We start from the raw sequence: 14154 nt of genomic DNA, 5'->3' as shown, positions 1-14154 counted from the left end.
CCACGCCTACAAGAAGCGGATCCAGATCATTTTCCAGAACCCGTACGCGTCGCTGAACCCGCGCTTCACGGTGGAGCAGATTCTGACCGAGCCGATGCTGCTGCACGGCATCGGCCAGGACGCCGGCCAGCGCCGCAAGCTGGCGCAGGACCTGCTGGACAAGGTGGGTCTGCCGGCGGGAGCTTTGGCCAAGTACCCGCACGAGTTCTCCGGCGGGCAGCGGCAGCGGATCGCGATCGCGCGCTGCCTGACCTTGAAGCCGGAAGTGCTGATCTGCGACGAATCGGTGTCGGCGCTGGACGTGTCGGTGCAGGCGCAGGTGCTGAACCTGCTGCAGGACCTGCAGGACGAGTACAAGCTGTCCTACCTGTTCATCTCGCATGATCTGGCGGTGGTGAAGCACATCTCGGACCAGGTGCTGGTGATGAACAAGGGCAGGGTGGTGGAGCAGGCGGACGCGGACGTGATCTACCGCGAGCCGCAGGACGGCTACACCAAGAAGCTGCTGGGGGCGATTCCGCAGGGCTGGAGTCCGGCGCTGGCGCCGGCGTAGCGCGGAAGACGCGATGCAGGACAAGCCGGCCCCGTGGGCCGGCTTTTTTGCGTCAGCTGTCGGCGAAGTCCATGGTCATGCTCCATGGCGTCTGCTGGCTGATGGAGTAGGCTATCTTGGCTTCGCCGCCGCCATCCGTCACGTCCAGCAGGCCGCTGTCTTCGTCCTGGCCTATGGTCAGCTGGTAGAAACCGTCGCCGCCGTAATCGTAGTCTGGGCCGTCGGCGAAAATCACGCCCATCATGTAAGCGTTGCCGGGGCCGCTCCAGTCCACGCTGATCCGGGCCGCGCGATCCGGTTGCAGCGCAAAGCCGCGCCGCAGCGGCTTGTCGTCCAGTAATAGTTCCTGATCGTCCCAGTTTGGATCGCTGTCGATGTATATGGCGCGGCTGGAGTGGTTTTTCACCGTCACGACGGGTGAGCTCATCTGTTTTCTCCTTGGGGGAAGAGTCGCGTTATTTGGCGGATTGGCGCTTGCTAGAATAGGCGGGATGTGGGAGCGGGCTGGTCTGCGCCACTCTTTCGGACAGGCATTGCCGACTGCGGCCATGGGATAGTGGCGAGTCATTTCATTGATGGCCCGCGAAGAGTGGGACAAGATAAATGGAGAGGAAAATGACGAGATGGATGATGATGGCCGGCGTCGCCTTGATGGGGTCATGCATGGCGCAGGCGGCGGAAACGCCTGTCTTGCCGGATGGCGCTTATGGATTCGACTGGTATGGCGCTACCCCTTGCCGCAAGATAGGCAAGGCGGATTTGCGGCGCTTTCAAACCTGCGAGAATGGCGGCAGCGGCTTTGGCCATGTGCAGCCGCTGTTGACCTGTCGCCATGGCAAGAACGACGAATGGGTGATTTACGCCAACAAGGCGCAATGCCGGGAGGAGCACGAGACGATGGAGGCCAACGCGCCGTGATCCTCTAGTCCGTCTTGGACCATTTCTCTCCGCCGGCCAATTGCCGCAGCAGCCATCCCGCCGCGGCGCCAAGCGGGCGGTGGGCGGCCCATACCAGGTCCACCGGCATCCGTTTGGGCCAGCCGGCCACATCCAGTTGTTTCAGCTCGCCGCCGCCAAAGCTTTTCACCAGCCAGCACGGCAGTTCGGCCCAGCCCACGCCCAGGCGCGCCATGTCCAGCAGCATCAGATAGCTGGGCGCGTACCATTGCCGTTGGCCGGTGCGCGCGGGGCTTTTGTCGTTGTAGGTGTTGAGCCGCAACTGGCGATGCAGGGCCAGTTGCTGTTCATCGACGCGGTCCATCTCAACCAGCGGATGCCGGTATGCGGCGTACAGGGCCAGCTCGCTGGCCTCGCGCTGGCGCTGATGGCGGATATCCGGCGGGTACTGATCCAGCGCGCCGACCAGGCCAAGCTGGGCGCGGCCGGACAAAATCAGGTCGAGCACGTCTTCCTGCTCCCCGGCCAGGCACTCCAATTCCAGCAAGGGGTAGCGCTCCTCCAGCCGGCAGGCGACGTTTTCCAGCGTCTCGGACTGAAAGGTGTCGGACAGTACGATGGTGAGCCGGCTTTCCACGCCGGCGCTCAACTGCTCCGCCTGCCGCTGCATGTCTTGGCTGGCGGTCATGACTTGGCGCGCTTGCGGCAGCAGCAGCCGGCCGGCCGGGGTCAGCGTGGGGGTCCGGGTGCCGCGGTCGAACAACGGGTTGCCCAGGTCGATTTCCAGGTTGGCGATGGCCTCGCTGACGGTGGATTGGCTTTTGCCCAACCGTCTGGCAGCGGCGGAGAAGGAGCCGAGATCGGCGGCGTAGACGAAGGCGGATAGGGCGTCGAGGGAAAGAGTCATATCGGCTTAACCGATGATTGGTATTTTTATAGTATCCGAAAACCCAATCATAATGCCAAGCATTGAATTTCAGCATTAGGGAGAAGTCAATGCAAACGACAAACAAGAAACTGGGCGAGCGGGTATTGCACGCCGTGCTGTACGAGGCTTGCGCGATGGCCTTGCTGGTGCCGCTGGCGGCGCTGGTCATGCAGAAAGACATGCTGCACATGGGCGCGTTGGCATTGATGATGTCGACGGCGGCGATGTTGTGGAATATGGTGTTCAACGCGCTGTTCGAACGCGTCGAGCGCCGTTTCCAGTGGCGTCGCACCGCCGGCGTGCGCTGTCTGCACGCGCTGGGCTTCGAGGGCGGACTGGTGGTGTTGCTGGTGCCGTTGGCAGCCTGGTGGCTGAACAGCAGCTACTGGCAGGCTTTCCTGCTGGACCTGGGCTTCTTTGTCTTTTTCCTGCCCTATACCTATGTGTTCAACTGGCTCTACGACCATCTGCGCGAGCGTTTCGTCGCCCGCCGGAGTCTGTCGGCCGCTGTGGAGTGATTGATGAAAGTCTGGCTGTTCCTGATGGGGGCCATCCTGTCCGAGGTGGTGGCCACCTCCGCCTTGAAGGCTTCCGATGGCTTTACCCGGCTGTGGCCGTCCGTGCTGACCGCAGGCGGCTATATGTTGGCCTTCTATCTGTTGTCGCAAACCCTGCGTCATATTCCGGTGGGCGTCGCCTACGCGCTGTGGTCCGGCATCGGCATCGTGCTGGTATCGCTGATCGCCTGGCTGCTGTACGGCCAGAAGCTAGACCTGGCCGCGGTGGCGGGCATGGGGCTGATCATCGCCGGCGTGGCGGTGATCAATCTGTTCTCGAAAGCGTCCGCGCATTGAGCGGCGCGGGCAAGTCAGCCAGGCGCTCGCCAGGCTGGACTTGCCCGCTCACCAGACTTGTCTTCGCAAGATATCCATGAGAGTCCATGCGCGGCATTTGTCCGCGCCGCGCATGGATGACGTCCATTCCCGATTTCTTCCGTCAGTCGCCAGCAGCCCATCCGTGGCTGCCGCCCAATTCGCCTGCTTATGGCGGGCGCTCGCTCCGCCGCAGCAATGAGCCGCCGTGCTGGAAAACTCATCCATACTATATTCATCAATATATTTCCCTTTTCGCATCCTACCGCGCCGCCAGGCTTGCCATCATCAGGAGCGGGCCCGGGCGTCGAGATGGGGGAAACAGCCGGCGATACGGTTTTGGGCGAGGCGAAGCATGGCGATTTTGGCGATATGCGGCGTGAAGGGCGGCTGCGGCGCGACGACAGTGGCCGCGTCGCTGGCCCTGTTGTGGCAGCGGCAGCAAAGGCCGGTGCTGGCGATGGACCTGTGCCGGCAGAACATGCTGCGTCTGCATTTCGGCATGGCCCGGGAGGAAAGCGATGGCTGGCGCGGCCGGCTGGATGCGGGCGCCGACTGGATGCGTGCCGCCTGGGAGGTGGGTAATCATCACTTGATGCTGGTGCCGCATGGCCGGGTGGGGCTGGATAGCGGCCAGGCCGGGCCCGAGGATCACTGGCTGCGCGAGGAGTTGGCGCTGCTGGAGAAGCGGGCCGGACAGCGCACCGTGCTGGATTTGCCGGCGATAGGCGTGGCCGAACGGCGGCAGGGCTTGAACGCCGCCAGCCACGCGCTGGTGGCGTTGTCGGCCGAACCCGCCGTCTGCGCGCTGTTGGAGATGACGGAGGCGGAGCTGGCGGCCAGCGGCTTGCGGCCCGAGCGCGTCTTGTTCGTCATCAATCAATTCAATCCGCTGCGGCGGCTGGACAACGATGCCGAGGCGATGTTGCGCGAAGCGTTGGGCCCGCGGCTGGCGCCATTGCCCATTCATCGCGACGAGGCGGTGAGGGAAGCCTTCGCCAGCCAGCAGCCCTTGTTCGATTACGCACCGGAAAGCCAGGCCGCCGACGATTTGCGCCAATTGGCGGCCTGGCTGTCGGTGCGCTTGGATGCCGGGGGGCATGTCTCATGAAGCTGTCGGCGGCGGGCTGGCTGGAGTGGGGCGTGCGGCTGCGCTTGCTGCATCCGGCCGATGCGCCGCGCTTCTCCTTGCTGCTGCTGTCCTTGTTCATCGTCACGCCTTCCCGGGGCTGGGCCGCCTGGAGCGGCAGGGCGCGGCAGTATTTTCCCCAGGTCGACTTCTCCCGGCCCCGGCCGGGCGATCCGGTGAGGATCTTGTTGCAGCTGGCTTGGCTGTCTCTGGTCAAGCCGCCGCCCGTGCGGCGAGCGGGAAGGACGGCATCCTGGCCTTACTGGCTTGGGCTTTGCCGTCGCGCTTTGGCCTCGGCCGCCGACTGGCGGCGCCGCGTCGGTTTCTGGCTGGAGGCGCGCTTTCCGCGGGCGTTCGATCCCGCCCGCTTGCGCGTCTCGGTAGAAGGCGTCGCCGAGCATGCTTGGTGGCGGAACGCCGCCATCCGCGCGGCTTGCTATCTGGCGGCGGCCTTGCTGGGCGCGCTGCTGGTGACCACGCCGTTCGACGAGTATTCGCAAGCGGTGTTCACCGTGGTGCTGTTGTTGCTGGCCCTGTGGGTGCGGCGCATTCCCGGTCCGGTGCCCACCTTGATTCTGATGGTGTTTTCCGTCGCGGTTTCCACCCGCTACATCTGGTGGCGCGCGACGTCCACCATCAATGACGACAGCTGGCCTAACTTGATCGCCGGGCTGATTTTGCTGAGCGCCGAGCTGTATGCCTGGCTGGTGCTGTTGCTGGGCTTTTTCCAGTCGTCCTGGATGCTCGAGCGCGAGGTGGTGCCGCTGCCTGCCGATGCCGCGCTCTGGCCCAGCGTGGACGTGTTCATCCCCATCTACAACGAGCCGCTGCGGGTGCTGAAGCCCACCGTGTTCGCGGCGATGAGCATGGACTGGCCGCCCGGCAAGCTGCGGGTGCACATTCTGGATGACGGCACGCGCGACGAGATCCGCGAATTCGCCAAACAGGCGGGCGTCGGCTACATCGTCCGCCGCGAACACAAGCACGCCAAGGCCGGCAACATCAATCACGCGCTGGGCGTCACCGACGCCAGCTTCGTCGCCATCTTCGATTGCGACCACATTCCCACCCGCTCCTTTTTGCACAACACGATGGGCGGCTTTCTCAAGGACGACAAGCTGGCGCTGGTGCAGACGCCGCACCATTTCTTCTCCGACGATCCGTTCGAACGCAACCTGGACACCCGCGGCGAGGTGCCCAATGAGGGCGAGCTGTTCTACGGCCGAGTGCAGGACGGCAACGATTTGTGGAACGCGTCCTTCTTCTGCGGCTCATGCGCGGTGCTGCGGCGCGAAGCGCTGTTGTCGGTGGGCGGCATCGCAGTGGAAACCGTCACCGAGGACGCGCACACCTCCTTGAAAATGCATCGGCGCGGCTATCGCTCGGCCTATATCAATATGGTGCAGGCGGCGGGGCTGGCCACGGAAAGCCTGTCCGCCCATGTCGGCCAGCGCATCCGTTGGGCGCGGGGCATGGCGCAGATTTTCCGCAGCGACAACCCCATGCTGGGCCGGGGGCTGACGCTGGGGCAGCGCTTTTGCTACCTCAACGCGATGATGCACTTCTTGTACGGCATACCGCGGCTGGTGTTCCTCACCGCGCCCTTGGCTTTCCTGCTGTTTCACGCCTATACCATCTACGCGCCGGCATTGGGGCTGGTGTTGTACGTGGTGCCGCACATGGTGTTTTCGGTGATGTCCAATTCGCGGATGCACGGCGAATTCCGCCGCTCGTTCTGGGGCGAGGTCTACGAGACGGTGTTGGCCTGGTACATCACGCTGCCCACGACTGTGGCGCTGTTGTTTCCCGGCCTGGGCAAGTTCAACGTCACCGCCAAGGGCGGGGTGGTGGAAGAGGACCATGTCGACTGGAGCATCACCAAGCCTTATCTGGTGTTGTTGGCGCTGAATCTGCTGGGCGTGGGGTTCGGCGTCTATCGGGCCTGGACCGGTCCCGCCGACGAGGTCGGCACCGTGGTGGTGAACCTGTGCTGGGTGGCTTACAACACGCTGCTGCTTGGCGTGGCGCTGGCGGTGGCGCGTGAATTGCGCCAGGTGCGGGTGTCGCACCGGGTGCAGAGCCGGCTGCCGGTGTCGCTGCATCTGCCGGATGGCAAGGTCTATCCCTGCCATACCCTGGATTATTCCGAGGGCGGCATGGCGCTGGCGCTGCCGGAGGGTTTGCTTTTGAGGCTGAAGCAGAACGCCGAGTTGACGGTGTCGATGCGACGCGGCGGCCGCAGTTACGCGCTGCCTTGCCGGCTGGTGTTTTCCAAGGACGGCCGTTTGAGCGTGCGCTTCGTCGGCCTGAGCCTGGAAGACGAGATGGCGCTGGTGCAATGCACCTTCGGCCGTCCCGACGCCTGGCAGCGAACCGCCGAGCGCGAGCACGAGGGCACGCCCTTGGGCGGCGCCTGGGACATCTGGCGCATGGGCGGCCGCAGCCTGTGGCAGCTGCTGCTGCAAGCGGCTTTGCCGCTCACCGTCCGCAGCGGCCGCTGGATGGGCTTTTGGAGCTGGCTGGGCAGCTTGCTGCCGCGGCAGCCGCATATCTATCGGGACAGCAAATGACCATGCGCATACCGAGAAAACCTCTGTCGATATTCCTGACCGGGCTGTTGCTGGCGGCGCAGACGCCGCCGCTCAAAGCCGAGGAAAAAATCTCCGCGTCCGAGCCGGCCGCATCGGCGGCGCTGGTTTCCACCCGCACGCTCAGCTTCAAGCAGATGGGCGCCGGCTACCCGCTGAAAATGCGCGGCGACAACAGCCTGGCGGGCGTAGGCTTCGGCAGCCGCGGCGATGAAGTGATCACCGGCCTGACGCTGCGCTTGCGCTACACCTTCTCGCCGGCGATGCTGGCCGATCTGTCGCATGTGCAGGTGCTGCTCAACGACGAGGTGGTGTCGGTGCTGGCCTTGCCGAAGGAGCAGGGCGGCAAGCCGCAGCAGCTGACCCTGCCGCTGGACCCGCGCTTGCTGGCCAATTTCAACCAGCTGAAGTTCCGCTTGATCGGCCATTACACCAATCGCTGCGAAGACGAAACCCACAGCAGCCTGTGGGCGGAAATCAGCAATACCAGCGAATTGCAGCTGATCGTGCAGGCTCTGCCCTTTGCCAACGACCTCGGCTATTTTCCCGAGCCGTTCTTCGACAGGCGCGACTTTTCGCCGCTGAAGCTGCCGTTCGCGTTCGCCGCGCGCCCCTCGACAACCGTGCTGCAGGCCGCGGGCGAGCTGGCGTCGTGGTTCGGCGCCCAGGCTGGGTGGCGCGGCGTGCGCTACACCGCCGCGTTCAACAGCTTGCCGGCGGCGCAGCACGCCGTCGTTTACGCAACCAACGCGCAGCGGCCGGATTTCCTGGCCAAGCTGCCGCCGGTGTCGGCGCCCACCATCAGCATCATGCCGCATCCGGAGCGGCCGGAACGCAAGCTGCTGTTGATCCTGGGGCGCGACGACAAGGATCTGCAGCTGGCCACCGACGCGCTGGTGCTCGGCCAGGCCGGGATGAGCGGCGTCCAGGTGACGGTGCGCGGAATGAAGCTGGACGCGCCGCGCCAACCGTACGACGCGCCAAACTGGGTGCGGCCGGACCGGCCCACCAAGCTGGGCGAGCTGGTGGACAATCCGCGCGATCTGCAGGCCACGGGCCAGCAGCCGGCGCCGATACGCGTGTCCTTCCGCGTGCCGGGGGATCTGTTCACCTGGGGCAGCCGCGGCATTCCGCTGGATCTGAAATTCCGTTACACCGGCCAGCAGCAGTCCGCTGGATCCCGTTTGAACATCGGCATCAATGAACTGTTCGTGCAAAGCCTGAACCTCAACGCCAGCGGACTGGGCAGCACCCAGACCAGCCTGCGCCTGCCGGTGCTGGATAACGGCCTGCTCAACAATATCGACCGCATCCTGCTGCCGCCGTTCCGCGTCGGCAGCCGCAACGAGATGCAGTTCCAGTACGTGTTCGCGGCGGAAAAACAGGGCGAGTGCGCCAACAACCTGGCGGATGGCAACCGCGCGGCGATCGATCCGGACTCCACCATCGATTTCAGCGCCTATCCGCATTACGCGGCGCTGCCGAATCTGGGTTTGTTCGCCACGTCCGGCTATCCCTTCACCCGCATGGCCGATTTGTCGGACACCGCCGTGGTGTTGCCCAGGCAGCCGGCGCAGCAGGATATCGGCGCTTTTCTCAATGTGATGGGCAATATGGGGCAATCCACCGGCTACCCGGCGCTGCGCTACCGGCTGGTGGACGAGGGTGGGCTGGACAGCGTCAAAAACAAGGATCTGCTGGTGGTCGGCAACGCCCGCAATCTGGGGCTGCTGAAGGTCTGGCGCGACAAGCTGCCCACCACTCTGGAGGGGAGCGAACGCAAAGTGGCGGAAGGCAAAGGCAACGCCTTGTCCCAGGAGCCGGCGCTTGGCTTGTCGGGCGGCGGCCGCGTCAGCGGCCAGGCTGACTTTTCCGCCAAAGGCCGGCTGGGGGCGATATTGGGCCTGGAGTCGCCGCTGGCCCGCGGCCGCAGCGTGGTGATCGTCACCGGCAACGAACCGGACGCGATGGGCGCCGCCACCGGCGCGCTGTCGGACGACGGCAAGGTGGCGCAGATGGCCGGCAGCGCGGTGCTGATCCGGGGCGACAATATCGACAGCCAGCAATTGGGGCCGGTGTATTACGTCGGCAGCCTGCCGCTGTGGACCTGGGTCTGGCTGTTCCTGTCGGCCCATCCGCTATTGCTGGCGGCGCTGTCCGCGTTGGCGGTGCTGATCTTCTCCTTCGCCATCCTGCGCCTGTTCAAGGCGCTGGCGGCGCGCCGCCTGAAGGAGTCTTGAGGTGGGCGCGCGGCTGCGGGCGTGTCTGGCGGGGCTGGGCGCGCTGGCTTTCGCCTCGGCCCAGGCGGCGCCGTGCGACGGCTGGCCGGCCTGGCAGGACTTCCGCCGGCACTTCGTTTCCGACGGCGGCCGGGTGCTGGACCGCAGCGCCGACGGCCAACCCACCACCTCTGAAGGACAGAGCTACGCCTTGTTCTTCGCGCTGGCGGCCAACGACCGGCCGGCATTCGACAAGCTGCTGCAGTGGACGCGGGACAATCTGGCCGGCGGCGATCTCAGCGCCAGGCTGCCTGCCTGGCAATGGGGCAAGCGGCCCGACGGTCAATGGGGCGTGATGGACGACAACAGCGCGTCCGATTCCGACCTGTGGATCGCCTACAGCCTGCTGGAGGCCGGCCGGCTGTGGCGCGAGCCGCGCTATACCGCGCTGGGCAAGCTGCTGGCCCTGCGCATCCTGCGCGAGGAGACGGCGGACCTGCCTGGCCTGGGGCCGACTCTGCTGCCGGGCCGCGAAGGCTTCCGCAAGCCGGGGCTGACGCGGCTCAATCCCAGTTATCTGCCGCCGCAACTGGTGGCGCGGATGGCGAATGCCTTGCCCGGCTCCGGCTGGGGCGCGTTGCGCGGCACTTCCCAGCGTATGTTGCTGGAAAGCGCGCCGGCCGGTTTCGCGCCGGATTGGATCGCTTATCGCAACGGCTTCGTCGCCGACGACGCCAGCAAGGCGTCAGGCAGCTACAACGCCATCCGCGTCTATTTGTGGGCTGGCATGCTGGCCCCGGACGCGCCGGGGCGCGCCGCCTTGCTGGCCAGGCTCAAGCCGATGGCGGAGCGGGTGGCCAAGACCGGATTGCCGCCGGAAACGGTGGATACCCGCAACGGCAAGGCCCAGGGCTCGGGGCCGATAGGGTTTTCCATGGCGCTGTTGCCTTTCCTGCAGGCGCAAGGCGACCAGGTAGCCCTGCAGACGCAGCTCTTGCGCGCCGAGGCCGTGCCGCTGTCCGAGCGGCCCGACGCCTACTACGACCACGTATTGGCCTTGTTCGGCCAGGGATGGCAGCAGGCGCGCTATCGGTTCAAGGCGGGCGGCGAAGTCGCGCCGGCCTGGGAGGGAGCATGCGCGCCATCCTGAGCGCCTTGCTGGCGCTGGGGCTGAGCGGGACCCTGCACGCCGCGCCCGCGGCGGTGGACCCGGTCCAGGCGCTGTTGGAGCAGGCCAGGCTGTGGCAATCGCTGGGGAGGCCGCTGGAGGCGCAACAGGCATTGGACAAATTGCAGCGCATCCATGCAGCCAAGCCGCAAGACAAGGCTGAAGCCCTGACTTTGCAGGCGCTGGTGCAAGTGCAGCAGCGCCAGGACCAGCAGGCGCAGAAGACGCTGGCGCAATTGCGCAAGCTGTATCCCGGCTATGCCGGCATCGCCCGCGTCGAGCAGTTGCGCCGGGTGATGGGGCCGGACCGCAACAAGCTGCTGACCGCCCGCTCCTTGTTCAACAGCGGCAAGTACGAGCAGGCTTACGCCGCCTTCAACGAGCTCTACCAAGGGCCGCCGCCGTCCGGCGCGCTGGAGCTGGAGTATTGGCAATTGGTGGCCCGCTTGCCGAATGGCGGCTGGGCGCGCAGCCAGGCCGCGCTGAAGAAGTTGATCCAGCAAAGCCCGTCCAATCATAGAAACCGGCTGACGCTGATAGGCATCCAGTTGCTGCGTCCGCCGCTTCCGCCGCAGGCCTTTGCCGAGCTGAAGGCGCTGAGCCAGTTCGCAGACAGCCGAAACGAGGCGCTGAGCCTGTGGCGCAGAGCATTGCAGCAAGCTGACATGCCGCAGGACGCCTACCTCGCTTATCTGCGTGCGGCGCCCGACGACGAGCAGATCCGCTCCCGGCTGGATGCATTGCAGGAAGGCCGGCGCAAGCAGCGCGAGTTGCTGGCGGACCCGGCCTATCGGGCCTTGTTGGCGGCGGACAAGCAATTGGACGCCAACCAGCTGGCAGCCGCGGAGAAAAGCCTGCAACTGGCGTCCGGCCGCTACGGCAATCAGCCGCAGTACCTGAAGAGCTTGGGCCGGCTGCGCGAGAAGCAGGGCCGTTACGCCGACGCGGCGGCCAGTTATCGGCAGGCCGGGCAGGCGGGCGACGACGGTTGGCGGCGCCGCGTCGCGGACGCGCAATTGGCGGAAACGCTGGCGCAGGCCCGGGCCGCGATCCAGGCCGGACAATGGCAGGCGGCGCGCGCCTTGTTGGACCAGGCGGGCAAGTCGCAGCCGGCCAGCGTCGATGTGTTGCTGGCCGACGCGGAATGGCAGACAGGGCAAAAGCGCGCCGATCGGGCGCGGCGGCTTTACCGCCAGGCGCTGGACCGGAAACCGGACAGCGGACAGGCGCTGGCGGGCCTGCTGCGCGGCTATCTGGACGCCGGCCAGTACGCCGAGGCCGATCAGATGCTGCGGGCCTTGCCGAAGAAGCAGCAGCGCGCGCTGGGCGCCTCGTATCTGTCCGCCCGCGCCGAAGTGGAGCGCGAGCTGGGCGACCGCTTGCTGGCCCAGGGGCAACTGCCGCAGGCGCTGCCGCATTTGCAGCGCGCGGTGGATTTGCAGCCGCAGAACGTCTGGAACCGCTTCGCCCTGGCCAATGCCTGGCTGGCGGCTGGGGAGGCCGATAAAGGCGGAGCCGTCCTGCGCCAATTGGCCGACGCGCCCGCAGCCAGCCCGGAAAGCCTGTACGCCTACGCCTTGTTCCAGGCCAAGCGGGATGAAAACCGCGCGGCGCTGGCCACTTTGCAGCGGGTTCCCCAGCCCGCGCGCAGCGAGGGCATGGCGGAACTGCAGCGCCGCGTCTGGCTGCGAGAAACCATGCGCCTGGCCGACGCCCAGCTGGCTTTGGGCCGCGCGGCAGAGGCGCGGCGCGGCCTGCAGGATGCGGAGCGCCGGATGCAGGGCGATCCGGAGCGGCTATCCGAGCTGGCGCAGGCCTGGCTGAGGGCTGGCGACGCCGACCATGCCCGCCAGTTGCTGCTGTCGCAGTATCTGGAACAGCCATCCACCGACAACGAACTAGCCTACGCCGACCTGCTGCTGGACCTGGACGACGCCGCGGCGGCCGAGCCGCTGCTGGCCGCCGCGGCTCAAACCCGGCAGGATATGAGCGAGGAGCAGAAACGGAAGCTGGCCGGCTTGCTGGCCACGCTGGCGGTGGCCCAGGCCGACCGGGCGCGGCAGGCCGGCGACGATGCCGGCGCGCAGGCCATCCTCAGCCAGGCTTGGGCGAACGCGCCGCAAGACGCGCGCTTGCAGCGCCGGCTGGCCGACTACGATATGGAGGCCGGGCGCTGGGACGCCGCCCGCGCGCGGCTGCAGCAGGTGTTGAGCGGCACGCCGGACGATGACGAGGCCCAATTGCAATTGGTGGATGTGTACATCAAGACCGGCAACCGCGCATCGGCCGGGCAGGGCATAGACCAGCTGCTGCGCGACAAGCCCGGGCGCAGCCTGGACTTCCGCTTGCGGGTCATGACCCGTTTGGGCGATGTCGGCGATACCGCCAGGCTGGATCGCGAGATATCCAGCTTGCTGGCGCAGAACGTCAAAAGCCCTGGTCTGATGGGACAGGCGGCGCGGCGCGCGCGGCAGAAAGACCAGCCGGAACAGGCGCTGGCGTGGTATCGCGCCGGTTTCGCGCCGGCTTCGGCCATGGCGACCGTTGGCGATGCCGGCCAGCGACAGCCGCTGCGGCCGGTTCCAGCAGAGCCGGCGCAACAGGAAAGCCTGCATGAGGAGTACGCTGAGCTGCTGGACGCGCGCAGCGTCAAGATCTGGCAGGGCCTGGATCTGACCTACCGCAGCGCAGAAAACGGCACGCCGGGCCAGTCGCAGATGACGATGTGGCAGGCGCCGCTGCTAGTGGAGCTGCCGGCCCCGCGCGAGGGCAAATATTTTCTGCGCGCCGACGCGACCAGCATCCGCGCCGGCTCTCTGGATAACAGCGCGGGCAATGATTACGCCTTGCAGCGCTTCGGCTCCGTCGCCGCGTGCGCCGCCCTGGCCGGCAACAGCGTCCAGAGCTGCGCGGGGCGGTTCGGCGCGCAAAGCGCGCAAGGCGCGGACTTGGGCCTGGGCTACGAGAACGATCAGTGGCGGCTGGACATCGGCAGCACGCCGCAAAACTTTCCGGTGTCCAATGTGATAGGCGGCATCCGCTATTCCGACAGCGTTTCCATCCTCAACTACAAACTGGAAGCCTCCCGCCGTCCGGTGACCAGCTCATTGCTCAGCTACGCCGGCGCGCGCGACGCCTATACCGGCCAGACCTGGGGCGGCGTGGTGGCCACCGGCGTCGGCGGCAGCCTGGGCTACGACAAGGGCGGACGCTTCGGCGTATGGTCTAATTTCGCCTACCAGCAGCTGACCGGCGAGAACGTGGCCGACAATCGCAAGGTTACTGCCATGGGCGGCGTCTACTGGCGTTTGCTGAAAGAGCCGACCCGGCAAGTGACGCTGGGCGTGAACAGCATCAATTTCTGGTTCCAGAAGAACCTGGGCGAATTCACTTTCGGCCAGGGCGGCTATTACAGCCCGCAGCGCTACAACTCGCTGTCCATCCCGCTAGGCTACGCGGCGCGCAACGAGCGCTGGAGCTGGACAGGGCGGGCCTCGGTTTCCGTGTCCAGCGCGCGCGAGGCGGCGTCGCTGTTCTATCCCACCCGGCCGGATCTGCAGGCGCAGGCCGGCAATCCCTATGTCAGCGCGAGCTCCGGCCCAGGCTGGGGGGTATCGCTGAGCGGGGCGTTCGAATACCAGATGACGCCGCGGCTGGCGCTGGGGGGCATGCTGGAATACCAGCATTCGCAGTACTACCAGCCGGGCCGGGCGCTGTTATACCTGCGCTACCAGCCGGACGGCGCGTCGTTGACGCTGCCGTTCCCGGTGGAGCCGCTGCAGCCGTATTCGAGTTTCTGA

General features: G+C 66.2%; 11 protein-coding genes. 9 read left to right on the top strand and 2 right to left on the bottom strand.

Features of this window, described 5'->3' with window-relative positions; translation table 11 throughout:
• A partial coding sequence (locus tag ACX17K_RS02850; RefSeq protein WP_493773597.1) for an ATP-binding cassette domain-containing protein occupies positions 1-553 on the top strand: 553 nt, incomplete at its 5' end.
• Positions 554-605: 52 nt separating this feature from the next.
• Here ACX17K_RS02850 and ACX17K_RS02845 read toward each other — a convergent pair.
• Complete coding sequence (locus tag ACX17K_RS02845) at positions 606-980, bottom strand: hypothetical protein (protein ID WP_347371827.1); 375 nt, start codon at positions 978-980, stop codon at positions 606-608.
• Positions 981-1168: 188 nt separating this feature from the next.
• On the opposite strand from ACX17K_RS02845, the gene ACX17K_RS02840 reads away from it, so the two are divergent.
• Positions 1169-1471 (top strand): hypothetical protein, encoded by a 303-nt coding sequence (locus tag ACX17K_RS02840; RefSeq protein WP_147297278.1) that lies wholly within the window; start codon positions 1169-1171, stop codon positions 1469-1471.
• A 4-nt stretch (positions 1472-1475) separates the two neighbouring features.
• Here the strand turns inward: ACX17K_RS02840 and ACX17K_RS02835 are convergent, their stop codons facing one another.
• On the bottom strand, positions 1476-2357 hold the full coding sequence (locus tag ACX17K_RS02835) for a LysR family transcriptional regulator (protein ID WP_046166576.1): 882 nt from the start codon (positions 2355-2357) through the stop codon (positions 1476-1478).
• An 89-nt stretch (positions 2358-2446) separates the two neighbouring features.
• On the opposite strand from ACX17K_RS02835, the gene ACX17K_RS02830 reads away from it, so the two are divergent.
• The 7 genes from ACX17K_RS02830 (at position 2447) to ACX17K_RS02800 (ending at position 14154) form a co-directional block, all read left to right on the top strand.
• Positions 2447-2896 (top strand): multidrug/biocide efflux PACE transporter, encoded by a 450-nt coding sequence (locus ACX17K_RS02830; RefSeq protein ID WP_021474861.1) that lies wholly within the window; start codon positions 2447-2449, stop codon positions 2894-2896.
• A gap of 3 nt (positions 2897-2899) precedes the next feature.
• Positions 2900-3232: an SMR family transporter gene (locus tag ACX17K_RS02825; protein WP_021474862.1), complete on the top strand. Its 333-nt coding sequence runs from the start codon at positions 2900-2902 to the stop codon at positions 3230-3232.
• A 373-nt stretch (positions 3233-3605) separates the two neighbouring features.
• A complete protein-coding gene (gene bcsQ / locus ACX17K_RS02820) occupies positions 3606-4361 on the top strand; it encodes a cellulose biosynthesis protein BcsQ (RefSeq protein WP_493773596.1) in 756 nt (251 codons plus the stop codon).
• Positions 4358-6949: a UDP-forming cellulose synthase catalytic subunit gene (gene bcsA / locus ACX17K_RS02815; RefSeq protein ID WP_493773595.1), complete on the top strand. Its 2592-nt coding sequence runs from the start codon at positions 4358-4360 to the stop codon at positions 6947-6949. Before bcsQ ends, bcsA begins: the two co-directional genes overlap by 4 nt.
• A 2-nt stretch (positions 6950-6951) precedes the next feature.
• Positions 6952-9207, top strand: coding sequence for a cellulose biosynthesis cyclic di-GMP-binding regulatory protein BcsB (gene bcsB / locus ACX17K_RS02810; RefSeq protein WP_493773594.1), 2256 nt, complete (start codon positions 6952-6954; stop codon positions 9205-9207).
• 1 nt (position 9208) lies between these two features.
• On the top strand, positions 9209-10336 hold the full coding sequence (gene bcsZ / locus ACX17K_RS02805) for a cellulose synthase complex periplasmic endoglucanase BcsZ (protein ID WP_493773593.1): 1128 nt from the start codon (positions 9209-9211) through the stop codon (positions 10334-10336).
• Complete coding sequence (locus ACX17K_RS02800) at positions 10321-14154, top strand: cellulose synthase subunit BcsC-related outer membrane protein (protein ID WP_493773592.1); 3834 nt, start codon at positions 10321-10323, stop codon at positions 14152-14154. The genes bcsZ and ACX17K_RS02800 overlap by 16 nt, the downstream gene beginning before the upstream one ends.

The organism is Chromobacterium sp. INPA-IVC (assembly GCF_059047085.1).
This window is presented reverse-complemented; position numbering and strand designations above follow the sequence as displayed.